Origin of the sequence: Paenibacillus sp. S28, from assembly GCF_016624415.1 — a bacterium.
GTDB classification, from domain to species: Bacteria; Bacillota; Bacilli; order Paenibacillales; family Paenibacillaceae; genus Paenibacillus_AQ; species Paenibacillus_AQ favisporus.
In genome coordinates, this window is record NZ_JACVTM010000001.1 from 416,024 (window position 1) to 439,501 (window position 23,478).

The 23,478-nt window shown below is 53.8% G+C and carries 24 protein-coding genes; 21 read left to right on the forward strand and 3 right to left on the reverse strand.

What is annotated here, in order from left to right:
• The first annotated feature begins 18 nt into the window (after nt 1–18).
• On the forward strand, nt 19–2,388 hold the full coding sequence (locus IAE55_RS01810) for a glycoside hydrolase family 2 TIM barrel-domain containing protein (protein ID WP_234489235.1): 2,370 nt from the start codon (nt 19–21) through the stop codon (nt 2,386–2,388).
• 616 nt (nt 2,389–3,004) lie between these two features.
• Complete coding sequence (locus tag IAE55_RS01815) at nt 3,005–4,411, forward strand: sensor histidine kinase (RefSeq protein WP_200630769.1); 1,407 nt, start codon at nt 3,005–3,007, stop codon at nt 4,409–4,411.
• Here the strand turns inward: IAE55_RS01815 and IAE55_RS01820 are convergent.
• Nucleotides 4,398–4,985 (reverse strand): response regulator transcription factor, encoded by a 588-nt coding sequence (locus IAE55_RS01820; RefSeq protein ID WP_105443195.1) that lies wholly within the window; start codon nt 4,983–4,985, stop codon nt 4,398–4,400. The two genes, IAE55_RS01815 and IAE55_RS01820, sit on opposite strands and share 14 nt — an antisense overlap.
• Nucleotides 4,986–5,263: 278 nt before the next feature.
• Between IAE55_RS01820 and IAE55_RS01825 the strand changes: the two genes are divergently transcribed.
• The 15 genes from IAE55_RS01825 (at nt 5,264) to IAE55_RS01895 (ending at nt 16,925) form a co-directional block, all read left to right on the forward strand.
• Nucleotides 5,264–5,713, forward strand: coding sequence for a hypothetical protein (locus IAE55_RS01825; RefSeq protein WP_145157194.1), 450 nt, complete (start codon nt 5,264–5,266; stop codon nt 5,711–5,713).
• Between the two features lie 18 nt (nt 5,714–5,731).
• On the forward strand, nt 5,732–6,784 hold the full coding sequence (locus tag IAE55_RS01830) for a phage tail sheath subtilisin-like domain-containing protein (protein WP_105443193.1): 1,053 nt from the start codon (nt 5,732–5,734) through the stop codon (nt 6,782–6,784).
• A 39-nt stretch (nt 6,785–6,823) separates the two neighbouring features.
• Nucleotides 6,824–7,258 carry a phage tail tube protein gene (locus IAE55_RS01835; RefSeq protein ID WP_306433663.1) on the forward strand — a complete coding sequence of 145 codons (435 nt, stop codon included), beginning with the start codon at nt 6,824–6,826 and terminating at the stop codon, nt 7,256–7,258.
• Nucleotides 7,259–7,396: 138 nt separating this feature from the next.
• Nucleotides 7,397–7,795, forward strand: coding sequence for a phage tail assembly chaperone (locus IAE55_RS01840; RefSeq protein ID WP_084203702.1), 399 nt, complete (start codon nt 7,397–7,399; stop codon nt 7,793–7,795).
• A 231-nt stretch (nt 7,796–8,026) separates the two neighbouring features.
• Nucleotides 8,027–10,033 (forward strand): phage tail tape measure protein, encoded by a 2,007-nt coding sequence (locus IAE55_RS01845; protein ID WP_145157195.1) that lies wholly within the window; start codon nt 8,027–8,029, stop codon nt 10,031–10,033.
• A complete protein-coding gene (locus IAE55_RS01850) occupies nt 10,033–10,692 on the forward strand; it encodes a LysM peptidoglycan-binding domain-containing protein (protein ID WP_105443189.1) in 660 nt (219 codons plus the stop codon). The genes IAE55_RS01845 and IAE55_RS01850 overlap by 1 nt, the downstream gene beginning before the upstream one ends.
• Nucleotides 10,689–11,699, forward strand: a complete 1,011-nt coding sequence (locus IAE55_RS01855) for an XkdQ/YqbQ family protein (RefSeq protein ID WP_105443188.1) — start codon at nt 10,689–10,691, stop codon at nt 11,697–11,699. The genes IAE55_RS01850 and IAE55_RS01855 overlap by 4 nt, the downstream gene beginning before the upstream one ends.
• 3 nt (nt 11,700–11,702) lie before the next feature.
• On the forward strand, nt 11,703–12,170 hold the full coding sequence (locus tag IAE55_RS01860) for a DUF2577 family protein (RefSeq protein WP_105443187.1): 468 nt from the start codon (nt 11,703–11,705) through the stop codon (nt 12,168–12,170).
• The gene (locus IAE55_RS01865) at nt 12,170–12,583 is read left to right on the forward strand and encodes a DUF2634 domain-containing protein (protein WP_105443186.1); all 414 of its coding nucleotides are present in this window, start codon (nt 12,170–12,172) and stop codon (nt 12,581–12,583) included. The genes IAE55_RS01860 and IAE55_RS01865 overlap by 1 nt, the downstream gene beginning before the upstream one ends.
• Nucleotide 12,584: 1 nt before the next feature.
• Nucleotides 12,585–13,646 carry a baseplate J/gp47 family protein gene (locus tag IAE55_RS01870; protein WP_145157196.1) on the forward strand — a complete coding sequence of 354 codons (1,062 nt, stop codon included), beginning with the start codon at nt 12,585–12,587 and terminating at the stop codon, nt 13,644–13,646.
• On the forward strand, nt 13,636–14,220 hold the full coding sequence (locus tag IAE55_RS01875; RefSeq protein ID WP_234489236.1) for a putative phage tail protein: 585 nt from the start codon (nt 13,636–13,638) through the stop codon (nt 14,218–14,220). The genes IAE55_RS01870 and IAE55_RS01875 overlap by 11 nt, the downstream gene beginning before the upstream one ends.
• Nucleotides 14,221–14,239: 19 nt before the next feature.
• Nucleotides 14,240–15,283, forward strand: a complete 1,044-nt coding sequence (locus IAE55_RS01880; RefSeq protein ID WP_145157197.1) for a discoidin domain-containing protein — start codon at nt 14,240–14,242, stop codon at nt 15,281–15,283.
• Nucleotides 15,276–15,716 (forward strand): hypothetical protein, encoded by a 441-nt coding sequence (locus tag IAE55_RS01885; protein WP_145157198.1) that lies wholly within the window; start codon nt 15,276–15,278, stop codon nt 15,714–15,716. The genes IAE55_RS01880 and IAE55_RS01885 overlap by 8 nt, the downstream gene beginning before the upstream one ends.
• Nucleotides 15,706–15,939, forward strand: coding sequence for a hypothetical protein (locus IAE55_RS01890; protein WP_105443182.1), 234 nt, complete (start codon nt 15,706–15,708; stop codon nt 15,937–15,939). Before IAE55_RS01885 ends, IAE55_RS01890 begins: the two co-directional genes overlap by 11 nt.
• 161 nt (nt 15,940–16,100) lie before the next feature.
• Nucleotides 16,101–16,925: an isocitrate lyase/PEP mutase family protein gene (locus IAE55_RS01895; RefSeq protein WP_200630770.1), complete on the forward strand. Its 825-nt coding sequence runs from the start codon at nt 16,101–16,103 to the stop codon at nt 16,923–16,925.
• Here the strand turns inward: IAE55_RS01895 and pdxR are convergent.
• Entirely contained in the window at nt 16,922–18,337 is a 1,416-nt protein-coding gene (pdxR, locus tag IAE55_RS01900) for a MocR-like pyridoxine biosynthesis transcription factor PdxR (RefSeq protein ID WP_200630771.1), read from the reverse strand. The genes IAE55_RS01895 and pdxR overlap by 4 nt on opposite strands.
• A 123-nt stretch (nt 18,338–18,460) precedes the next feature.
• On the opposite strand from pdxR, the gene IAE55_RS01905 reads away from it, so the two are divergent.
• Complete coding sequence (locus tag IAE55_RS01905; protein ID WP_200630772.1) at nt 18,461–19,426, forward strand: DMT family transporter; 966 nt, start codon at nt 18,461–18,463, stop codon at nt 19,424–19,426.
• On the opposite strand, the gene IAE55_RS01910 is transcribed toward IAE55_RS01905, so the two are convergent.
• Nucleotides 19,407–19,550 carry a hypothetical protein gene (locus IAE55_RS01910; protein WP_163873822.1) on the reverse strand — a complete coding sequence of 48 codons (144 nt, stop codon included), beginning with the start codon at nt 19,548–19,550 and terminating at the stop codon, nt 19,407–19,409. The genes IAE55_RS01905 and IAE55_RS01910 overlap by 20 nt on opposite strands.
• A 273-nt stretch (nt 19,551–19,823) precedes the next feature.
• Between IAE55_RS01910 and IAE55_RS01915 the strand changes: the two genes are divergently transcribed.
• The 3 genes from IAE55_RS01915 to IAE55_RS01925 all read left to right on the forward strand — a co-directional run bounded on the left by IAE55_RS01915 (nt 19,824) and on the right by IAE55_RS01925 (nt 23,421).
• Nucleotides 19,824–21,431, forward strand: a complete 1,608-nt coding sequence (locus IAE55_RS01915) for a gamma-glutamyltransferase family protein (RefSeq protein WP_200630773.1) — start codon at nt 19,824–19,826, stop codon at nt 21,429–21,431.
• A gap of 209 nt (nt 21,432–21,640) precedes the next feature.
• The gene (locus IAE55_RS01920) at nt 21,641–22,501 is read left to right on the forward strand and encodes a helix-turn-helix domain-containing protein (RefSeq protein ID WP_200630774.1); all 861 of its coding nucleotides are present in this window, start codon (nt 21,641–21,643) and stop codon (nt 22,499–22,501) included.
• The gene (locus IAE55_RS01925) at nt 22,498–23,421 is read left to right on the forward strand and encodes a DMT family transporter (protein ID WP_200630775.1); all 924 of its coding nucleotides are present in this window, start codon (nt 22,498–22,500) and stop codon (nt 23,419–23,421) included. The genes IAE55_RS01920 and IAE55_RS01925 overlap by 4 nt, the downstream gene beginning before the upstream one ends.
• The last annotated feature ends 57 nt before the right edge of the window (nt 23,422–23,478 follow it).

The window sequence follows — 23,478 nt, forward strand, 5'->3', positions numbered from 1 at the left end:
AGAGCAGGAGGTAGGCTCATGGCAGAACTGACAATGGAAGCGGGAACCCGAAGCAGGAAGATGAGCTCGTTTAATACGGGCTGGTTGTTCGCCCTGGGAAATTACGCAGGCGCCCAACAGCCGGATTTTAAAGATCAGGAGTGGCGTAAGCTGCAGGTTCCGCATGACTGGAGCATCGAGCAGCAGGTGGATCCCGCCATGGCATTCGGTGGCATGCAGGCTTACCTGCCGCGATGGAACGTGGGATGGTACAGAAAACACTTCCATATCAAGTCGTCATCCGACAATGAGCGCGTCTTTATTCAGTTTGATGGGGTTCATCATAACAGCGAGGTATGGATCAACGGTCATTTCGCCGGAAAACGGCCTTACGGGTATGTCAGCTTCCAGTACGATCTGACGCCTCACATCAAGTGGGATCAAGACAATGTGATCGCGGTCAAGGTGGACAATACGCCGATGCCGTCCGACCGGTGGTATTCGGGCTCGGGTATTTACCGCAATGTATGGATGGTTCGGACGGATGAGCTGCATGTTGCAGCGTGGGGAACTTTCATAACGACACCGGAGATCCACCCGGATAAAGCAACGGTCCAGGCGCAAATCCGGGTAAACCATCATGGCGAAGAGCCTGCGGATTGTATGGTTATTACCGAATTCGTGGACAGCCGGGGTGTGGTTTTGGGGAAATGTGAGTCTCCTGTGACCGTATCTGCTTCAGAAGAGGTTATGGTCAATCAGGAAACGGTGATCCCCTCTCCGCATTTGTGGTCGCCGGACCAGCCGGACATGTATTATGCCCGGACAACGATTGTTCGGGACGGAGCTGAAACCGATGAATATATTACGCCGTTTGGCATTCGGGAAGTCGTGCTGGACCCGAACAGAGGACTCCTTCTTAACGGAGTGGCGCTGAAGCTGAAAGGCGTGTGTATTCACCACGATCTGGGCTGCCTGGGTGCGGCCTACAATAATCAGGCCATGAAGCGCAGGCTGGAGAGGCTGAAGGAAATGGGCTGCAATGCGATTCGCTTTGCCCATAACCCGATGGCCCCGGAGCTTCTTGATCTATGCGACCGCATGGGCTTTCTGGTCATTGATGAAGCGTTCGACAAGTGGAAATCGCTGTATTATGAGCACCTGTATGATGATTGGTGGGAAAAGGATCTGGAGGCGATGCTGATCCGGGACCGGAACCATCCGAGCATTTTTCTGTGGAGCGTCGGCAATGAGGTCGAAAATCAAGGGCAGCCATCCATGCTGGTTATGCTGAAGCAGCTTACTGACTACTGCCGCAAGCTGGATCCGACTCGCCCCGTCACCTGCGCGCTCGAACCGCATAACGTGCCGATCAGCCTGCGCGAAGGTCCGATTGAGGACAAGGTCCTGCACACGAAAAAGATGGCGGAGCTGGTTGATATACTGGGGCTTAATTATCAGGAGCAGTGGTATGAGCATTACAGGGAAGCTATGCCGGATACACTGATCGTCGGCACCGAAACGTTCCCTTACTACCGGGGGGAAGGCAACCGCGTGAAGGGCTACCTTCCGGTCAATCCTTGGTTTGATGTCGAGAAGCATGACTATGTGATCGGGCAATTTGTCTGGGCCGGGATTGATTATCTGGGAGAGGCTTCATATCCGTACAAAGGCTGGGCATCCGGACTGATCGATACCTGCGGCTTCCGCAAACCGATCTCTTATTTGCAGCAAAGCTTCTGGTCGGCAGAGCCAATGGTTCATATCGCCGTGTTCGATCCGGCACAAGAGGATGCCGGCGCGCAGTGGACGCTGCATTGGAAATCGCCTGGGCTCGCGAGCCACTGGACCTTTCCCGAGCAGGCGGGCAGATTGATGAGGCTTGTTACGTTCACCAATTGCGAGAGCGTGGAGCTGATCATTAACAACGAATCGTACGGCGTGCGGAAACTGACGGATTACCCGAACCGCCTCATGGAATGGCATGTACCATTTCATGCCGGCACCATTCGTGCGGTCGGCCGTAACGGCGATGCGATAGTATCCGAGTATGAGATGAAAACGGCAGGAGCGCCGTATCGGATCGTACTGGACACCGACCGCTCCCTGCTGAGGACGGAAGCCCGTGATATCGCGCAAATCGAAGTCAGCGTCGTGGATGAACAGGGGATCGTCGTCCCGAATTCGGACTTCGAGTTAAGCTTCGACATTCAAGGTAAAGGCGAGATCATTGGCGCTGATAACGGCGATTTACGCGACCACGAGCCTTATAAGAGCAGCCGCAGGAAAACCCGCGGAGGCCGATGCCTCCTAGTCGTTCAGTCGGGACTGGAGACCGGCGAAGTGGTGATCCGCGCAGCTGGGGACGGTTTGGCAGCGGGTGAACTGCGGATTAAGGTGGAAGAATAGGCAAATGAAAGGACAGCCCAGGACGATGAATTCGTTCTTTGCTGTCCTTTATTCTGCTAAGCAAATCCATGGTATTGCGGATGCTCATGCATATGGGACGGAATTCCGGCTGCGTTATACTATCAACTATAAATTAAGGTATCCGGAAGGATACTTTTTTTGATTAGAATCTGGTAAGATTGTGCAGTGCAGCCCGATTATGTATATGTATCTGGCGATTCGGCCAATTGCCGATTTCCCGAGAACTGACTGGAATGATACGATATTTCCTCGAAAGATAGCCTGAAGGGGAATATGCCCAATCTGTTTTTTTGCTACCAAGATGTCAATGGACATGCTGAATGGGTGAGCCTGATTTGGACCTGCAAGCATGGGGAAGAGGGCAGTGACATATATGTTAAAGTCCGAATCATAGCATATGCCGAATAGCTTATCCAAGAGCTTGGATATTGTAAAAAAAGGAGGGGAAAGAAAGCAGAAAGTTAGTGCAACACTTTTACGAATATGGCATGAATGTCTGTGATTCTGGCACGGAGGTGGATGGGTTAGCACCCAACCCATGAAAATAATATACATATTCATGTTTGTTTCTTTATGGTCTTTAGGCCTGTTTTTTTTGGCTAACCGCACCCGCTCGACGTTATGGATCGGCTTGACTATACTGCTTGGCGGATCTGCCAGCTTCGCGTTTGCGATGCATTTGTCTATTATCCCCTACATTCCAGCCGCTTGGTTATCCCCCGGGCTGAGTTACTTCCTTTATTGGCTTACGGTAGCCGCCATGCATATTTATTTTTACGTCCTGCCGTACGTTTACTGTATGGGAGGGTTATGGCTGAATGAGAGCGTTACCGGTTTTGTTAAAAAGGCGCTGACGCTCGCGCTGCTGCCTGGTCCATGGTTGCTGATGGCGGACCATTGGGCCCATGAACCTTGGAATCAGTTTGAAGTCGCCCGTTTTCGCTGGTGGGACGGAATCTATGTCGCCGCCGGAAGCTTTGGCTACATCCTTGCCTATTTTAAGGAGAAAAGCGAAGCGGCGAGACGCAGACAGTGGCGGACATTCGTGCTGCCGCTGGCAATGCTGTGGGCGTATACGAGCGATTACATCGGCTTTGAGCATCTGGAGCTGGGCTGGTGGTCGTTTCACTTGGAGAGCAATGGAATGTGGGAGGCCAACTTTATCATGATCTTGGGGACGGTGGGGTTTATTATTTTTTATATCGCCAGATCCGGGTTTCTCGGCATCAAGCTGCGAATCGAACGGGAGCGCATTGACTATTCCATCCGGACGCTGACCATGGGCGTCTCCATCCTGAACCATTCCATCAAGAACGAAATCCAGAAAATCGATTATTTGGCAGAGAAAAGCCGGGTTCTGCTGGAATCGGGACAATCGGATAAGGCGGCGCATACGATCGCCCAGGTGCATGGCTTAACCGCCCATTTGCTGCACATGGTCAACCGGATCAAGGATAAAGCGGAGGACGTCGTCCTGCAGGAGGGGGAGCACGATATCCGGCAGCTGATCGACTCCGTCGTCGCGTCCGCCGGCTCGCTGATTGAGCGCCATCCGGCCACGATAACCGCAAGTTACGACGCAGAAGGGCGGCTATACTGCGATTCGGTTCACGTCGCGGAGACGCTGTCCAACCTGATCCGCAACGCGCTTGACGCGCTGCCTGTCTCCGGCGGAGGCATTGAGCTCCATACGGCTTCGACCAGACGGGAGTTCCGGATTACCGTACAGGATAACGGCGCAGGCATTCCTCCCGAACATCTGGCCAAAATATTCGAGCCGTTCTTTACGACAAAGAAGCATGCTCTGAACTATGGGCTGGGTCTGTCCTATTGCACCAGCGTCATGTCCAAACACGGCGGGAGGTTATCCGTTGCCGCAAGCGAACCCGGGAAGGGAACGACGATCGTTCTGCATTTTCCTTACGCCAGGTTCAAGCCATTGTCGCCTGCATTCAAACGGCAAGCGGATTCCCGGACGCTTGACCAGGTTAGTCCATTTTAAAATGGGTCAGTTTGTTTTTGATGCTGCGCAGCTGCGACTTGATCGTATTCGTCGATTTGTGCAGCTTCTCGGAAATTTCCCGCTTGCTTAATCCGTTCTTCCTCAGATCAAACACTTCTCTCTCCATGGGCGTGAGTTCCATGAGCTGAACCTCGCTCCGCATGATCCGGGCGGCATCGGAATGGATCGCTGCCCGGCCATGATGCGCTTCCCTAATCGCGTGAACGATATCCTGATAACTCGACTTATTGATATAATTCAGCGCGCCAAGCCGAAAAGATTTCATGACGACTTCCGCTTCCGTAATGGAGGTGAGCATGATGATCTTCACCGGTTCGTTCCCGGGCAGGCGCAAAATAAGCTCGGCCGCTTCCAGCCCGTCCAGGTTGTTGCCGGTCAGATTGATGTCCATCAGAACGATGTCGATCCTCGATTTTGCAGCGGTCTCGATGGCATCTTCTTTGGTTGCGCAGGCGGCAATCATCTCAATATCAGGCTCATCGGACAAATCGCTGCTGATGTGATCCCTCCAAAAAGGGTCGTCTTCGACCAGCATCACTCGAATCTGCTCCATTTCAAACCCCCTTACAGAAGATTACAATTGCATCCAGTATAGCAGATCATATATGAACGCAGGAGGATGAATTCTTCTCACCCCCAGGTGAAGAAAGTTCATCCTGTTCGTCATGCGCTCCGTCCGTCTATAATCCGAAATGCAGCGGGTCGAAGCACCCGTGCAGAAGCTGGCAGAAGGAAGTGGGGAACGGATGGTTTGAAAAAGGATATATGCTTGATGAAGGATTCCAGGCGCTATGCTGCATGCCTGGTACGGTTCGGAAGAGGTGAAATTGTGTGTCGGTAAGCGAGAGTATCAACCGGATGTCGGAACTGATTTTGGCCAAATTTCCGGGAGCGGGGATCCACCGGTATCAGGAGCCTGCCGCAGCATCGCCGGGCGATTTTACCGTTCTGTTCAAACAGGAAACGAGGAAAGCGGTGAACCGGGATCACACGTTGGTCGACCGGGAGTATGTGATCCAGGGGGTTGGCCGTGATGCGGAGCAGGCGGTACAGGCAATGGAAGTCTTAAGCCGGTTTTTGATGAATGAATATCCGGCTGCTCCCCCGGAAGCTGGGCCATCCCAGTTTAGAATCGACACGATGACGCTGACCGCGCCCGAAAAGCTGGATAACGGGGTGTTTCGATGCCCTGGAACGATACAAATCCAGTCACGGGAATCTGTGGCCGGCCCGATGTTTGAGAAAGTAAGACGTATCGAGGTACGCACAAACAATTTATAGGAAGGTGGCATGTAGAAAATGGGTGGAGCATGGGATCCGATCAGTTTACCGGTAAGGCCGGGGCTGTACATTAACTTTGTGGAGGCGGCTGCCGCGCAAATCAAAGGCGGGGCTCGCGGAACGGTCGCCCTTCCGCTGTTCCAATATGCAGGAGCCGAAGCGGGTAAATTTTACACGATTGAGAAAGAGGCTGAAGCCATTCAGCTGTTCGGTGCGGAAGCGGTGGGCCCAATCCGGCTGATTTTGCAGGGCGGTGCCAAAGAAGTATTGGTATATACGGTGCCTCCGGTAGAGGGGAACGTCACGCCGGCTGTATACACATCCATTCGGGACGTCTTCGGATCACGGCCGTTTAACGTGTTTGTGTATCCGGATGAAGTTCCTGCCGAAGAGCGCAAAGCAGCCCAGCTGTGGTGCAAGGATAACCGGGAAGACGAAGGAAAGCATTTTATGACCGTGTTCGGAGGGTCACTCGAAGATGATCTGGATCCGGCAGTAGGGAACAAGCGCAGTACGGACCTCGCCGACGAATACGCGGTGAACTTGATTACAGGCGTTGAGATTGGCGGAACGGCGTACAGCTCGGCCCGCTATGCCCCATACATTGCCGGACTGATCGCCGGAACAGGCATCAACAAATCGATAACATATACGCCGGTCATAGCGACGGATGTCGTCAAACGCCTTAAAAACAGCGAAATCAATGCATCGCTGCAGAAGGGATCGCTGGTTCTTGTCCATGACGGGGAGAAAGTGAAAGTTGAACAGGGGCTCGTGACAGGCAAGAAAAAAATCAGGGCCATGCGCGCACGCCAGGCGATCTCGACCGATATTCCAAAAGCAGCGGCCGAGGCTTATATTGGCAGGCTCGATAACAATGCGGACGGTCAGGCTGCACTGATCTCTGCCGTGAAAGCCTATCTGGAGCGTCTGGAACTGAACAATGTGCTGACCGATATTGTCGTCACCCTGGATCCGGACCGCCATTCCGAAGGAGACAGCGTTTTTCTTCTGATCGGATTTACGGAAATTGATAGTATGGAGCGGATTTTCTTAACGATTAAGGTGTAGACATCGATAAATGCTTAAATTGACCTGGGAGGGATTATTGTGCTGGATTCGACCCGCGTGATTAACGGGACTTACGGATATGTGTACCATGATGGAACCTGGCTGACCAACATCAAATCAGCCGAGGCAAACGTCGAAATTACGAAAGAAGAGATTAAAAGGGCAGGAACCCGCTGGACGGCGCACAAGGTGACCGGACTTAGCGGAACAGGCACCATTTCCGGTTACAAGGTGACTTCCGAGTTCGTCGAACGGATCGGCAAGATCGCCGATGACAGCCAAGGCACGTTCATTACCGAGCTGATCCTTAAGCTGGAGGATCCCGAATCGTATGGAGCATACCGAGTTCGGCTCAAAGGCGTAACATTCGATAAAATTCCGCTGATGCATTTTGAAGTCGGAGCCATTGTGGAGGAGGAGCTTCCCTTTAATTTCACAGGCTATGAGCTTCTTGACAAAATAACGGCTGAGTAAAACCTGCTCGGAATGCGGTGGAGACACGAAGCCGGAAGGGACCTGGCGAAGAAGGCGGGCCATCTACACGCCGCAGGGCTCTCGGCTTCACCCGCTGCGGAAACATATACAACGATATATAAAGGAGATGTATGAACCGTGACGATAACGGATAACCGACAAATCAGCGTGCTGCAGGCGCTGCTCAGCGCGGACAGCAAGCCTAAGCGTGACATCCCGATGAAAAGGCTTGGGGTGGACTTCCAAATCCAGGCGCTGGACGGGAAAACGATTCATAAAATCCAGGAACAGTGCACGCATTATACCGGCAAAGGAGCAAAACGGGAAAAAGTACTCGACGAGGAACAGTTCGGCGCCCTTGTGATTCAACGGGCCTGTCTGATTCCGGACTGGAGCGCCAGAGAGCTTATCGACAAATACGGGTCGCCAACGGAAGCGATTTTGGGAGTACTGCTGGCCGGCGAGATTGCAAAGCTGTCCTCCGAAATTCTGGAGATCAGCGGTTTTGACAGTGATGAAGATGAAATAAAAAACTGATTAAGGCGGGCGGCGAGGCTTTTCTGCTGCATCTGATCTTTCAGCGGCATCATCTTCCGCCTGACGAGGTATTTAACAAGGACGAAGGGACGAAGCGGTTTATGTATGCTTCCATGATGCTGCAGCTCGAGGAAGAGGAGAAGATACGGCGGGAAGAAGCAAGGGCTGCCCGCAGGAAAACACCGTAGGACCTTTGACCGGTATATACGGTAAGCGGGGAGGTGGGGACGATTGGCTTCGTCTTCGAACAACAGCGGAGGCGGCGTTCAGATTTCGGGTAAAAGCATGAACAGCCTCAAGCAATATAACAAAATGATGAAACAGCTGCAGACGACGACGATCAGCCTGGAGCAGTTTAACGGAATCGCCCAAATGAGCGAGGAAATGTGGAAGGCAGGCGACTTGAGCGCTCAGGTCACGAGGCAGCTGTTTGCCGTCAAAATGGCAGCTGGCGACGCGGTCACGACGGTGACGAAAGGGGTCTCCGGAGCGGCATCGACGATCTACAGCGGAATTTCCGGGGCATTCTCGAAAATTGGCCAGGGAGTGTCCAAGGGAATCTCGGTTGGTGCCAGGACGGCAGCCAAACCGTTTGCTGCGGTCTGGAGCAAAGTAAAAGCCATGAAAGCAGCAGCCGATCAGAAGGAAGCGGATGAAGATGCCGCCGCGGAAAGGGCGAATTATTTGTACGGCACGCCGATTCCGAAGAAGAAAGGGATCAAGCGGCTGCAGAAGATCGTCGGATCAAGCCCGATCCAGGATTCAGAGAAGCAGATGAAGATGCTCTCTACGGTCACGGGTACAGCCAGCAGCATGCTCGGTGCTCTAAAAGACAAATCTTTCGAAGCGGCTAAGGTGTTCAGTACCGCCATGGGCACGCTGCGCGCTTCCTCAGGTGCGGGGCCCGGTCAAATCCAGGGACTGACGGAATCGCTGAAGAAAGTCGGTGGTCAGGTGCCGCAGAACCTGAACGAGGTCGCAAAAGTGATGGGAACCCTCAGCGGAAAGGCGAAAATGTCGGGCTCTCAGCTGGAGGCCATGTCCAAAGCGGTGCTTGACGCCTCCAGGTTAGCCGGAGCGGGCAGTGGGGAAGCGGCGGAATCGGCCGCGAAAGTGATGGATGTTTGGGGCAAGAAGGCGAATGAAGGAACCTTTATGATGGACCAGTTCTACGCAGCCAGCCGGGCAAGTGGTGTAGGGATGGGAGATTTGTTGAAAAACATGACCCAGATCGGTGCACCGCTCAAGACGATGGGCCTCGGATTTGGCCAGTCGATGGCTCTTCTCACCCAGTGGCAGGCCCAAGGGCTCACGCCCATACAGGACGCTTTGAAGAAAGATCTCCCCAGCGGCGGGATCGCGAAGATCGCGAGCGACATCAAGGATGCCGCGACGGCGGCGGATGCGGCTAGCATCGCCACCAAATATTTCGGCGAAAAGGCCGGTTCTGATCTGGTAACAGCCCTCCGGGGCGGGCAAGTAGAGTTTGCAGGCGTTATTGCCGCAATGAATTCGGCCAATGGAGCCATCCAACAGCAATCCGGTCAGGTGAAAACGTTCGGAGATCAATGGGATCAGCTTCAGAACCGGATTACGATTGCCCTGGCCCCGCTTGGGGAGGCACTTCTTCCATTTGGTGAAGCGATGGCTTCCGTGATCGAAGTACTTGCCAGAGATTCGGACATCGTGCTGGCCACCATCGGTTCGATGGCAGCTCTGCTTCTCGGCGTGTTCGCCCCTGCATTGTGGGCTTCGGCAGTGGCTGGGTGGGCATTAGTCGCGCCGTTCTTACCGATCATCGCTACGGTTCTGCTCGTCGGCGCTGCCGTCGCGGGGCTAGCGTACCTGTTCAAATACCATATGGATGCGATCATGGAGTCCGTCACAAAAGTATCCAATGCCATCGGGTCGTTTTTTGGTTTTGGAGATGAGGAGAAAAAAGTCTCCATCGATGTAAACCGGAAAAGCGCAGGGCAGATCACCGCAAACGGCGGACCTATTCCTGGACATTATCATGGTATGGATTATGTGCCATATGACGGGATGATCGCTAGGCTTCATAAAGGGGAACGAATTATGACGGCCAGCGAAAACCGCGAATTCACCGGCGGATCTGCCGTAAGCGGGCCGATATCTATCACAGGCAACACTTTTCATGTTCGCCAAGAGTCGGACATCGATGCGATTGCGCGGGCACTTGCCAGGGAAATCAAAGCAGCAGGAGGTTTGATGGCGTAATGGCATCATTGGAATTTTGGCTGAAAACGATGGATGAGACGGAATGGCTGCAGCTGCCTGTAAATCCTGAGCAAATATCGGTCAAAACCTCGCATGGTTATGAGGATGTCCAGGTCACGCAGCTGGGGGAATATACGGTCATCGGTGAGGCGCTGCTTAAAGAATATTCGCTAGCCTCCTTCTTTCCACGCGATTACCACCCTGGGTTCTGCGAGTACGAAGATATCCACGATCCCTGGGAAACGGTGGAGATGATCGAGAAATGGATCAAAAGCCGGCGCCCTGTACGGCTGGATATAACGGGGACGAAAATCAAAGGGCTGGTTACCATTCGTTCATTCCAATACACGGAACGAGCAGGTAATCCAGGGGACGTCTTTTACGAGCTGGAGTTAAAAGAGTATGCCGAAGTCCGGTTCCGTCAGGTTGAAACCACCGGTTCGGGTCAAGCAACGATCATTTCAGGAGAACAGCGTCCAGATGCCAGAGTCAGACCCGCAGCGTACGTTGTTGTTCCCGGCGATACCCTGTGGAAAATATCCCAAAGAACGCTGGGAAACGGGGATCGGTGGAGAGAGATTTATGCGGCAAATGAAACGGTAATAGGAAAAAATCCAAACCGGATTGTCCCAGGCCAGAAGCTGGTGATTCCATCATGAGCTGGAGCGTGGAGTACCAAGATGACCAACAGAACGTGCATTTGGACCCGATCGTCAAATCGGTCAGCTGGTCCGGCGATATTAAGCAGGCTGCCCGCAAGCTGGTTGTGGAGTTGTCCAACACCGGTGATCAGCGGGAGATATACATGACCTACAAGAAGGGCGGCGAGCTTCGCCTGATCTGGGATGAGAAGCTGGAATTGTTCCGGGGTGTGCTGTTTGCGGATCAGCTCAATTCTAAAGGACAGATGACGCTGACAGCGTATGATGAGAACATTTACCTGACCAAAAGCAAGGACACCAAAATATTTCGGAACATGACCGCTTCCTCTGTGATCAAGAAACTGTGCGGCGAATTTTCAATTTCAATCGGTGAAATCCAGGATACCGGTTATGTAATCCCTAAGCTCGTGTTCCGCGACAAAACTTTGTTTGAGATGATGGTCATGTCGCTAACCGAGTCCCAGAAACAAAACGGGGAGTGGTATCATCTGACATCACGGGAGGGCAAACTCCAGCTGCTTGCCCGTAAAGAGCAGCCGGTCAAATGGGTGCTGGAAAACGGGGTAAATGTGCTGGACGCGAGTTATTCCCAATCCATCGAAGAGACTAAGACCCAAATTAAAGTGGTTGGAGGGGATGCAGCCAAAAAAGAAATATCGGCTGCAGCCAAGGATGGGGAACTAATACGGAGGTTCGGTGTCATGCAGCACTTGGAAAAGCCCGAACAAAGCATGACCAAATCCCAAATGGAGCAGCGGGCGAAGCAGCTCCTTGCCGATTTGGGCACCATTGAGGACCAGGCCCGGATCGATTGTCTGGGTATCCCTGAGGTAATTTCGGGTTCCTGCGTATACGTAAAGGAAACCGTCACCGGCATCCTGGGAGGTTATTACGTGTCTGCGGACGATCATCGGTTCGAACGGGGCAACCATACGATGTCACTCACGTTGTCGGCGACTGACGACATCCCCAAGATGGAATACAAGGAAGCGAAGGGAGGCTAAACGATGGAACGAATCGAAGGATCGGGAGCCAGCCAGCTTGTGCAGCTGATTCGTGCGATCGGATACAATTCCGATATGTCCATTGAACTTGCGACCGTGACGGCTGCGCCTCCCGAGCTCAAAATCAAAGTCGACCACATGAATGTCGAGCTGGAAAAAGATGATCTCATCGTGGCCCAGTCCCTAACCAAGTATAAGCGAAAAGTGAATCTGAAGAGTGAAGGCAAGACGAAAGTTTCTGCAACGAACCTGAATCCGGAGGTGCCTCCTTTCAACTTCGATCCTGGCGCTGTGTTTGTGGGCCAAGGCAAAATATCGTTTACCGGAATAAATGTGTCTTCTGCCGATTTCTCCACCGAGGAAGCCGAGCTGGAATTTATCGACGAACTGGAGGAAGGCGACCGCGTGGTCGTGGCAGGGATACAGCAAGGACAAATTTATATTATTTTAGACCGGGCGGTGATGTACTGATGGCACTATCACCATTGCGCAACCGCGAGGAGCGATTTGTTGAAGTGAAGCATCTCTCTGCACCGTCGCGGACTTATAGCCTTAATTTTGATACAGGAGAGGTCGGCGGGCGGATCATCGACGGGCAGGAGGCGCTTCGACAATGGATCCGGAAGGCCATTCTCACGGCAAGGTACCGATATCTTATTTACGACAGTCAGTATGGCTGCGAGCTTGAAAGTTTGCTGGGCCAGGATATTTCCCATCAGCTGCTGAAGAGCGAAATTACGAGAGTAATTACCGAGGCGATTTTAGCGGATGACCGTGTCACAACGGTGGAGCAGTTTGCCATCGTGCGTGACGGTGACCGATTGTTTGTGACATTTACCGTACGGACCAGCGAAGGGATCTTAGAACAGGAGGTGACGATCTGATATGTATGAACAGCAGACGAAAGGGGCCATCTTGCAGCGGATGCTGGATGCTTCGCCTGCCGATCTCGACAAGCGCCAAGGTTCGGTAACGTATGACCTGCTGTCGCCAGCGGCCATCGAGCTGGCGCATGCCTATATTGAACTCGACAATGTGCTGAAGTTTGGCTTTGCCGGCCCGCAGCAGCCCTCCGAGTTTCTGGATCTCCGGGCTGCCGAATTTGGCCTGGCTCGCCGGCCGAGCGTGAAGGCGGAAGGCGAGCTTCGCTTTAAGGGTGACGACCATATCGTGATTCCACGGGGAACCGCCGTCTCAACGGAAGACGAGGATCCGGTAGTGTTCGTCACGGTCGATGAGGCGACCATCAAGCAGGGGAGCGCTGTCGTGAAAGCGGCCGCGGCCGTGGGAGGCAGGAGTGGGAATGTGGCTGCAGGCCGAATTACGTTAGTACGTGGCAATTTATCCGGCGTCCTGACGGTGACCAATCCTCTGCCTTTCGTCAATGGAGCTGACACGGAGTCGGACGAATCGCTTCTTGGACGGTATTTCGACCGGGTCAGAAGGCCGGCGACGAGCGGAAATGCGTGGCATTATCGGGAATGGGCTCTCGAAGTTCCAGGCGTGGGTGACGTCAAAGTATTCCCGGTATGGAACGGGGGCGGGACGGTCAAACTGTCCGTTTTGTCCGACGACAAACGGGCCCCAGTCCCCACCATTATCGAGCGTGTGCGTGCGGCCGTGGAAGAACGGCGTCCGGTTGGGGCTCAAGTCACGGTGTCCCCTGCGGTGGAGGTAAGGATTGATGTGTCGGCGGCGATCAAGCTGATGCCGGGTGCGGTGCTTGAAGACGTAAGAACCAAATTTCAGCGGCAGCTGGCGGCATTTCTGGCGGGTCTTGCTTTTCACCAAACGCTGGTTCCATATAACCGGGTGTTTGGTTTGCTGCTGGACGTTGAAGAAGTATTGGATTTCAGCCAGCTAGCAATCAACGGAACTTCCGGGAATCTGGAGCTCGCCGAGGAGCAGGTTGCTGTGGCAGGGACGGTGAATTTCGTTGTTACGTAACATTTCATCGGATATGCTCGAGTATTTCCCCAAATATTATTCGGATTCCCGGATCGTCGGTAATCTGACGAGGCGTGAAGCGGATGAGTTGAACCGCCTGCATGAAGGCATTCAAGACGTCCTCAAACAGTTTTTTATCGATACGGCGACATGGGGGCTCGAAACATGGGAGAACATTTGCGGCATTCCTCAAACGCCGGGCAAACCCGACGACCAACGGCGCTCCGTGATCAAGACGAAGCTGCGCGGTGCCGGAACGGTCACGCTGGCTGTGATTCGCAGCGTCGTCGATTCGTTTGAAAACGGAGAAGTCGACATTCAGGAAAACTTCGGACGTTATGAAGTTGTCGTCACCTTTATTGGCAAGCGCGGCGTGCCGCCGAATTTGAATGACGTCCGGAAGGCGTTGCGGGAGATCGTCCCGGCGCATCTGCACCTGAACTTCCAGTTCACCTACTTGAGGTGGGAGGAACTGGATGCCGCGGATTTATCCTGGGAGGAGCTTGAAGCGCTTGGAATGACATGGGACGAACTGGAGGTCTGGAAGCCGGATCATTCAGGACGGAAGCTTTGAAATGTAAGGGGGAGTAGACATGGCACAACTGCCAAGCGGACTGCGAACGTTCGAGCCTTCGGATACGGTCAGGAGGATCGCGCAAAATGAAAATATTGAAGCGACCGATGCGCTGTTTCACGGAACAGGCGGGCACCGGCATACGGGAAAAGCAGGGGATGCGCCGCGCATCGGCAGCGAAGGCATCGCCGGTGGCGCTGTTACAGGTGATAAGATCGCATCCACAGCTGTCACTGGAGACAAAGTGGCACGCTACACATTGTGCCGCAGGCATCTGAAGTCCGGCCGGATCAGCGGAAATGCTGCCAAATACAAGCCGGTTACGGTTACTTCAGGACAGCTCAGCGGGCTGCCGACGGTACCGTATTTCCAATCAGGCGAACATTTTTGGGCTTTATATTCAGCCTATAACAAGTTTCCTCAATCCATGACAGTGATGCTGGGCGACGAATATTCGGATATCGAAGGCGTTTCTTTTGAAAAGGGTTGGAACGCGGATCCCGTCAGCTTCTATATCGAAACCAGCAGCGACAACACCAATTGGAGAAAGGTTTACACCTATTCGCGCAGCGTAACGGACGAATTCCCAAGGTATCATCCCTTTGATCAAGCGGCAGCCGGTTCTTATGTCCGGTTAACGGTGACCGCTCCAGACAGCTCGGGCAATACGATCATCGCCGGTTTCGGTGTGCTCAGCAGGGCTTGTCCGGAGAGCAGTCCCGATTTTAAGGTCGAAAACGGTATATTGAAATTTCATGACGGATCGGGGTGGAAGGGCGTGGGAATTAAAAGCGTACAGCGCGGAACGACGAATATTTCTTTTTTCTATCCGAATGGAAACGGCTCATTGGTTAAAGAAGTGACCATCACGGCAGTTAATCCGCAAAAAAGCTTTGTTAACATCACCACATCCGGCTTGTCGCATTGGTTTCAAACCTCGCCGATGATGGACGGCTCGGTATGTGCAACCCTTGTGGGAAACAACAAGGTCAAATTTAATTTCATGGACGGATTTTACGAGGCATATGCGGAAATTTCCTGGGAGGTGATCGAATTTGCCTAATTATTACGCGGAATTGGATGGGGAAGGCAAGGTGTTTGCGGTCAGCGAATTGGCCGGCGTTGTGGATTCTCCGCTTATGATCCCGATTACCTTCGAGCAATATCAAGATCGGCGTCTCCTGTTTACCCGCTTCGTTGAAGGTAAGTTCCAAGGAACCTTTGCGCGGATCGAAGCGGATAAATCTGCCATTGTGGCTACAGGCGATGATACCCTGACTGCCCGGATCATTGTGGCTGATTGGGAGGGCAACGTACTGGACAATTACAATGAAGTGATCCAGGTGGAGCTGAACGGAGTGCGGCAGCCTGTGAAAGCGGAAAAAGGTGTGGTTAACATTACCGTTACCAGTGAAGAGCCCGGCGCGTTCGTCTTGAAAACACACGGATTGGACCGAAATGTAGAGCTGAAGGTGGTGGTTACCGATGCCGGCTAAGAAGGCAGTGTCTTCAAAGACCCATTTTCACATCCCAAAGGACCCGCTTCGGGTCAAGTCGGAAGAGATTCAAGTCCGCCATGAAGGGAGAAGCAAGCGTAGTCTGAAGAAATTGGAAGTCACCAATGACATGCTATACGAATTGCTTTCGGATATCTTGGAGAAGCAGTCTATACTGGAACAACGGATGGAGCAGTATGCAAGGGGAAAGCCGTTGAACTGATTCTGACCTCTATCTTTCCGCACAGAGCGGCGGATAGAGGTCTTCGTTATGTAGTGAAGGCCTTCCGGTTAATGCATTCCATATTTCGATGATGATCAAAGGGTTACCGGTTTATCATGGAGTCAGGTTGATAAAATAGTCAAAGAAGAAAGGATGGGTGAATGGTGGATATTGAGCAGCACATCCGCAAAGCAATCGATTTCAAAGAGCTTCATACGCAGACCTTCCTTTTGCCCAACGCTTGGGATGCGGCAAGCGCCAAGGTCTTCGAGCAGTGCGGATTCAAGGCCGTAGGCACGACCAGCGCAGGCATTGCCGCCGCCCATGGTTACACGGACCGGAGCATACCTTTTGACACGATGTTAGCCGCGGTCCGGGAGATCGTTCAGGCCGTGAGCATCCCGGTTACCGTAGATATGGAAGACGGGTATGGATCGACGCCGGAAGAAGTCGCGAATTCGGTTAGACAAGTGATCGAATCAGGCGCAATAGGGATCAACCTGGAAGACAGCATGATGAATCCCCAAGACGGGCTGTATGATATCTCCGAGCAACGGCAGAAAATAGCCGCCATCCGACAGTCCATAAACCGGTTGGGCATCCCGGTGTTTATTAATGCCCGGACGGATCCTTATTGGATTCAAAAGGGAACGTCGGCGGACATGCTGGAGGAAACGCTTAAACGAACTAAGGCTTACAGAGAAGCAGGGGCCGACGGCGTCTTTGTGCCAGGCGTTACAGATATTGCTGCGATCCGCATCCTCCGGAAAGAAATCGGCGGTCCGGTCAACCTGCTGGCCGGCGACGGCATGCCGTCCCTTCATGAGCTGCAGTCGCTGGGGATTGAACGGATCAGCACCGGCTCCGGCCCTTTCCGCGCCGTGATATCGATGCTCCACCGGATCGGAGGCGATATGCTGGAACACGGCTCGTTTGAGCGAATGACATCGAATGTCCTCACGTATGATGATTTATTGCAGCTCTAACGATGACGGGCATGTTCCTTAAAATACTCCGCTGCAAACTGCTGAAGATATTGAACGCTATAGCGGATTTCACCGGGTTCCAGATGACCGTAGCCAAGCAGCAGCTTGTCGGTATGCCTTCCTTTCCGGATGCAGTGATGTTCCACGGGGACCGTGCGTATCCCGCTCCGGCGTGCATGATCCCGAAACGAATCATCGAAGGCCATACCGGCAAACTCAACGGCCAAATGCAGCCCTGCCGCATCGCCCCATGGACGCCATTGCTCTCCAAAACAGTCCGCCAGCGCATCGAGGAGAGCCTGGCGCCTTTCTCTGTACAGCTTCTTCATCCTTGCGATATGCCGGTCGAATTTGCGGGTACGCAAAAACTCGGCCAGCGCCGCTTGTTCAAATGGCGGATTTTGCACGTCCGTATAGGTGCGCAGCCTTCTCCAGCGGCTTTGCAGCTCGCGGGGAACAAGAACATACCCGATCCGGAGCGCAGGAAACAGAACTTTGCTGAACGTGCCGATATAAATGACGCGGTCCGGGGCCATCGCATACAGAGGTGCTGCCGGTTCCCCGTAATATCTGTATTCGCTGTCATAGTCGTCCTCAATGACGTAGCTGCCGCAGCGGCGCGCAAAGCGGATCAGCTCGGCTCGCCTTGCTGCAGGCAAAATACCCCCAAGAGGAAATTGATGCGACGGTGTAACGTATATCGGCCCGCGGTGATCCAGGGATAAGGCATCAGTCTGAATCCCATGGGCATCGACGGGAACCGGCGTCACCGTGTATCCTTTTTGAATAAAAGTCTGGATCATCTCAATATTACAGGGATCCTCGGCCAACATTTCCGGATGGTCCGCATGGAGCAGGTCGGCAACCAAGTGAAGCGCCTGCGTGGCGCCTGCGGTAATATAAATATCACCGGCGTCAACGGTCAGTCCTTTGCTGCGCAATAGCCAGGCGGCAATCTCTTCGCGCAGCTGTACCAGGCCTTGAGGGCCGCCATATCCCAGAAGCTCCACCGGCATTTCGCCCAAGGCCTTCTGGAATACCCGCTGCCAAGCGTAACGCGGAAACTGGCGCAGATCCGGCTGGCCCGTTTTGAAGTCCGCCCGAAAGGAAGGAACAGGGATCGCTACTTGATGCAGCTGGAATGCGCTCTGCTTCGCTTGATCCAGAATTAACCCTCCAACAACCCGGGTAGGCGCGCCCTGCCGGCTTTCCGCGTACCCTTCGGCGATCAGCATGTCATATGCTTCATTCACGGTATTCCGTGACACGGCCAGCGTCTGGGCCAATTCACGGGTTGAAGGGAGGGGCGAGCCCTCCTTCAGAATCCCGTTTATCATTTGATCCCTCAACCTCTGATAAATCTGACGTTTCAATGAAATGTCCAAGCTCCGGTCCAACTCGATTCCCCACATGGCATCCTCCAACTGGTTGGTATCATTTCGGGATGAACTGGTCCTTTTCCGTACCAGTTTGTTCCACTATGATTGTAACAGCCTTTTGGAAATGAAACTACTGAACCGGGGATGATGCTGAAAATGGAACAAATCAAAGGATATGTGTATCTGCTATGCGCATTTGGGCTTGCTGGCACCTCTGTCGTGGCGGCTTCGTTTGTAAACGGTAAGCTTGGAAGTTTTACGATTACTTCCATGGGCCTTTTGTTCTCGCTGGTTTGCCTGCTGCCGTTCTGTATGGGGCAGCTGCTGAGAACGATCCGGACCCTGTCCCCCAGGCAGTGGCTGCTGCTGTTCTGCCAGGCGATGTTCGGCGTCCTGCTGTTCCGCATGTTTTTGCTTTACGGTCTCACCCGTACAAGCTCGGTGGAGGCCGGTATATTAACCGGCGCGACCCCCGCGATTACGGTATTGTTGGCCGTGCTGTTCCTGCGCGAAAAGATGAAAGCCGCCCATTTTTTAGGCGTCGCTGGCACGGTTTGCGGCATATTGCTGATCCAGGGCATGTTTATGCCGGAAAGCCGTTTCAGCAATGAACATATGGTTGGAAACATGCTGGTTTTGGGTGCCGCCGGCTGCGAGTCGCTGTTCAACGTTCTGTCCCGCGCAGCGGCAGTCCAAAGCAGCGGGAAACACGAAGTTATACATCCTGTCGTGCAGACGACGCTCGTCTCCGCGATGGCATGGCTGATCAGCCTGGTCCCCTGTTTGGCGGAACAGCCTTTAGCGGCTCTCTCCGGAATGGGATGGCAAGGGTGGCTGGCTCTTGTCTGGTATGGTCCTGTGGTGACCGCCCTGGCGTTTATTTGCTGGTATGCCGGCATCCGGCGCTGCAAAGCTTCGACCGCGGCCGCCTTTTCGGGCATGATGCCGTTCACCTCCCTGACACTCTCCGTGTGGCTGCTGCACGAACAGGCCGGATGGCCGCAGTGGGCAGGGGGCTTGCTTGTCATTGCCGGCATGGTTCTGATCGGCATGGATTGGGAATCCAAGCTTGTAAGGCAGACCCAAATGCCTGCAGGTTTACCTAAAAAAAGCGGGACATAAATTCATCAATGGCCGTCGTGTCTTCATAACTGCCGATAATGACGAACAGCAGGAATGGAACGGCGATGACCGCGATCAGCAGGCCTTTGCCGAAATAGAGGAGAAATCTGGTCAGCATATTCATTCTCGATCACTCCTTCAAATTTTTGAATGCGCAGGGATGAAAAAAGACCCTGATCAGAATCGCTTCTGATAAGAGTCGGAGCCGCTGCGGTCCGTAGATCCGCAAGGTTCTGGTTCATTCTTCTGGTTCAGTATATGACTGAAAATAGGGAGTAAGAACAGCAGTCCCGCCGCCAGAATCCTGCACGTGGCATATGAAAAGATGATTGACAGTTTAAAAACCGGATGATATGTTTACCGGCAAAACCGAAGAAATCAGGAGGCTGAAGCATTCATGTCCTTTGATCCTCTATATCATCCGTATCCTTCTTACCGGCTGCCGGTTTACGCGAATAAAGGCATGGTGGCCACTTCGCAGGCGCTTGCCTCATCGGCAGGCTTGGACATTCTGAAGCGCGGGGGCAACGCCGTCGATGCGGCGATCGCTACGGCTGCGGCGCTGACGGTAGTGGAGCCGTGCTCGAACGGAATCGGCGGTGACGCCTTTGCCCTCGTATGGACGAAAGGCCAGCTGCACGGGCTGAACAGCAGCGGCCCGGCGCCGGCCTCGATCTCGATCGAGGCGGTGAAAGCGCTGGGGCATCACGAGATGCCGCGCTACGGCGCGATTCCGGTGACCGTGCCGGGCACGCCGGCGGCCTGGGCGGAGCTATCGCGCAAGTTCGGCCGGCTGTCGCTGGCCGAGTCGCTGGAGCCGGCCATCCGCTACGCGGAGGATGGCTACCCGGTATCGCCAACGGCCGCAGCCAACTGGCACGCCGCCTTCCGGCGCTACAGCACGCTCGAAGGCGAGGAATTTGCGCCGTGGCTGAGCGTGTTTGCGCCGGGGGGCAGGCCGCCTGCGGCCGGCGAGATGTGGCGCTCGCCCGACCATGCGCGGACGCTCCGCCTGATCGGCTCGACGGAAGCGGAAGCGTTCTACCGCGGGGAGCTGGCCGAGCGGATTGCCGGATATATTTCCCAATCCGGCGGTTTTTTGAGCGAAGAAGATCTGGCTGCCTTCAAGCCGGAGTGGGTGAAGCCGATGTCGGTACCGTACCGCGGCTACGACATTTGGGAAATCCCTCCGAACGGGCAAGGCTTGATTGCCTTGATTGCCCTCAATATTTTAAAGGGATTTCCGGCGGCGTCCCAGGAATCGGCCGAATCATATCACCGTCAGATCGAGGCGATGAAGCTGGCGTTTGCAGACGGTGCCCGTTACATAACGGATGCTGCGCATATGTCCGTCGATCCTCATGAATTATTGACGGAAGGGTACGGGGAGCTGCGAAGAGGGCTGATCGGCGGTGAAGCGATGGTTCCGGCGGCAGGTGAGCCGCGCGCAAGCGGAACGGTGTACTTGGCGGCGGCAGATGGAGAAGGCAACATGGTTTCTTTTATTCAGAGCAACTATACCGGCTTCGGATCAGGGATCGTCGTTCCTGGTACGGGGATCGCCCTGCAAAACCGCGGGCTGGAATTTTCGCTGGAGGAGGATCATGCCAACCGCCTGGTGCCGGGAAAACGGACGTACCACACGATCATCCCGGGTTTTATCACCAAAGGAGAACAGCCGGTGGGGCCTTTTGGCGTGATGGGCGGGTATATGCAGCCGCAGGGACATGTTCAGGTGGCGATGAACCTGATTGATTACGGCCTTCATCCGCAGGCAGCTCTCGATGCCCCTAGATGGCAGTGGGTAAAGGGCAAGACGGTGACGGTCGAGCCTCACTTTCCGATGCATATGGTCAGACGTCTCCAGCGTATGGGACATGACGTTCAGGTTGCACACGACTTCGGCTCGTTTGGGCGGGGGCAGGTCATCTGGAGAGATCCGGATACTGGGGTGCTGTGCGGAGGAACCGACCCCCGGACCGACGGGGGCGTTGCCGTCTGGTAAAAGCATTCCAGCATTTAGTTCGGCCGACCTCGGACCATATAGAAAGGGATACGAAGCTCGCCAATCTGGATGTTGGCGGGCTTTTTCCTTTTGATCGTATTGCTTCGCCATGGCGTTCAGGCTTGGCTCGAACCTAGAGCAATATTATGCAATCCTTGCGGGTGAACCATCGGTTACCTTTATAGAGAAACCAAGAAGGAGGTGACGGCATGCCAGACGAAATTCGAACCGTTTATTATGACGCCAGCCTGCAGGTCGAGGCATACCGATTTGTGGGTGTCAAACAGAAATTCCCCCCTCATTTTCACGACTATTACGTGATCGGATTTATAGAAGGCGGGCAGCGCTATTTGGAATGCTGGCAGCGGGAATATATTATCAATCCTGGCGATATCATCATTTTTAATCCGCGTGATGTTCATGCCTGCGAGCAAGTGGACGGCCGTGCCCTGGATTACCGCTGCATAAATATCCAGTCTCAGCGGATGATGGAAATCGCGCAGGAGATAACGGGCCGAAGCTATTTGCCGGCGTTTGCGCAAACCGTTCTGTTCCAGAGCGAGCTTGCTCCTTCACTGAGGGAGCTTCATGCCATGATCTGTGAGGGAGAGTCTGATTTTATCAAGGAAGAACAGTTCTTTTTGCTGATGGGACAGCTGATTCATGAATATACGGATGTCTCGGCCTGCGAGGCTTATGAGGGGGAAACGGGCTTTCAGGACGTGTGTGATTACATGGAGACGAACTTCGCAGGGGCCATTTCACTGGATGACTTAAGCGCTTTGGCAGGGCTCAGCAAGTACCACTTTTTACGCTCATTTACCCGGGAACGGGGCATATCGCCATACAGTTACCTGGAGACGGTGCGGATCGGACACGCCAAGAAACTGCTGGAACAGGGAACGCCTCCGGCTGATACGGCACTGCTGACCGGGTTCAGCGATCAAAGCCATTTCAGCAACTTTTTCAAGCGGTTTATCGGGCTAACGCCGCGCCAGTATATGCGAATTTTCGGGAATGAACGGCAGATGGAGCCTGTCCTGCCAACTAAGGGGGCCAAAGGCGTATGAAGCTGTCTGAAAGCCGGAACGCTGGCCATATGACCGCTGTATTGACGATTCTGATTTGGGGGACGACGTTCATATCGACCAAAGTGCTTCTGGACGATTTTGAACCCTTCGACATTTTGCTGCTGCGTTTCGCAATCGGATATGTGGCACTGCTCTCCGTTCATCCCCGAATGATTCCATTCCGGCGGATCCGGGAAGAGCTGCTGTTTGCGGGGGCGGGCCTTTGCGGGGTAACCTTATATTTTTTGCTGGAAAATGTGGCGTTAACCTATACGCTAGCCTCCAACGTCGGCATCATCGTTTCAGTTGCCCCTTTTGTCACCGCTGTAACGTCCAGGCTTATCTTAAAAGAGGGGAGGCTGGATGGGCTGTTTTTCGTGGGCTTCGTGGTGGCCATGAGCGGAGTGGTCCTGCTGACGCTGCAAGGAAGCACTGTGCTGAAGCTGAATCCGATCGGGGACTCCCTGGCAGCACTGGCATGCGTGTTTTGGGGAATCTATTCGATCCTCACGCGCAAAATAAGCCGGCTGGGGTATCACACCATTGATTGTACGCGGCGGATCTTTTTCTATGGGCTTTTGTTTATGCTTCCGGTATTGCTTACTGAGGGTCTGCCCGGTAACCTCGAGCGTTTGTCCGATGGCACCAATATAGCCAATCTGCTGTTTCTTGGGCTGGGCGCATCCGCGGTATGCTTTGTCACCTGGAACTGGAGCGTTGGTGTACTTGGGCCCGTGCAGACCAGTGTATATATTTATCTCGTGCCGGTCATCACCGTGGCAGCGGCGGCCTTGATCCTCCACGAGGAGATCACAGCGGCTGCGGTCTGGGGCGCGTTGTTAACCGTCGCCGGACTGGTTCTTTCCGAACGAAGGGGGATACAAACGAAAGGCAGATTGGACAAAGAAGCATCGAACTAGTCACTCTAAAACAGATTACTTAAAAAATGAATTGCCAACTCCAAAGTGTCATGCTAT

Coding starts and splice junctions, on each gene's coding strand:
- IAE55_RS01810 (WP_234489235.1), top strand. CDS start 19: ATGGCAGAACTGACAATGGAAGCGGGAACCCGAAGCAGGAAGATGAGC.
- IAE55_RS01820 (WP_105443195.1), bottom strand. CDS start 4,985: ATGGAGCAGATTCGAGTGATGCTGGTCGAAGACGACCCTTTTTGGAGG.
- IAE55_RS01830 (WP_105443193.1), top strand. CDS start 5,732: ATGGGTGGAGCATGGGATCCGATCAGTTTACCGGTAAGGCCGGGGCTG.
- IAE55_RS01850 (WP_105443189.1), top strand. CDS start 10,033: ATGGCATCATTGGAATTTTGGCTGAAAACGATGGATGAGACGGAATGG.
- IAE55_RS01855 (WP_105443188.1), top strand. CDS start 10,689: ATGAGCTGGAGCGTGGAGTACCAAGATGACCAACAGAACGTGCATTTG.
- IAE55_RS01860 (WP_105443187.1), top strand. CDS start 11,703: ATGGAACGAATCGAAGGATCGGGAGCCAGCCAGCTTGTGCAGCTGATT.
- IAE55_RS01865 (WP_105443186.1), top strand. CDS start 12,170: ATGGCACTATCACCATTGCGCAACCGCGAGGAGCGATTTGTTGAAGTG.
- IAE55_RS01870 (WP_145157196.1), top strand. CDS start 12,585: ATGTATGAACAGCAGACGAAAGGGGCCATCTTGCAGCGGATGCTGGAT.
- IAE55_RS01880 (WP_145157197.1), top strand. CDS start 14,240: ATGGCACAACTGCCAAGCGGACTGCGAACGTTCGAGCCTTCGGATACG.
- IAE55_RS01890 (WP_105443182.1), top strand. CDS start 15,706: ATGCCGGCTAAGAAGGCAGTGTCTTCAAAGACCCATTTTCACATCCCA.
- IAE55_RS01895 (WP_200630770.1), top strand. CDS start 16,101: ATGGTGGATATTGAGCAGCACATCCGCAAAGCAATCGATTTCAAAGAG.
- pdxR (WP_200630771.1), bottom strand. CDS start 18,337: ATGTGGGGAATCGAGTTGGACCGGAGCTTGGACATTTCATTGAAACGT.
- IAE55_RS01905 (WP_200630772.1), top strand. CDS start 18,461: ATGGAACAAATCAAAGGATATGTGTATCTGCTATGCGCATTTGGGCTT.
- IAE55_RS01910 (WP_163873822.1), bottom strand. CDS start 19,550: ATGAATATGCTGACCAGATTTCTCCTCTATTTCGGCAAAGGCCTGCTG.
- IAE55_RS01915 (WP_200630773.1), top strand. CDS start 19,824: ATGTCCTTTGATCCTCTATATCATCCGTATCCTTCTTACCGGCTGCCG.
- IAE55_RS01920 (WP_200630774.1), top strand. CDS start 21,641: ATGCCAGACGAAATTCGAACCGTTTATTATGACGCCAGCCTGCAGGTC.
- IAE55_RS01925 (WP_200630775.1), top strand. CDS start 22,498: ATGAAGCTGTCTGAAAGCCGGAACGCTGGCCATATGACCGCTGTATTG.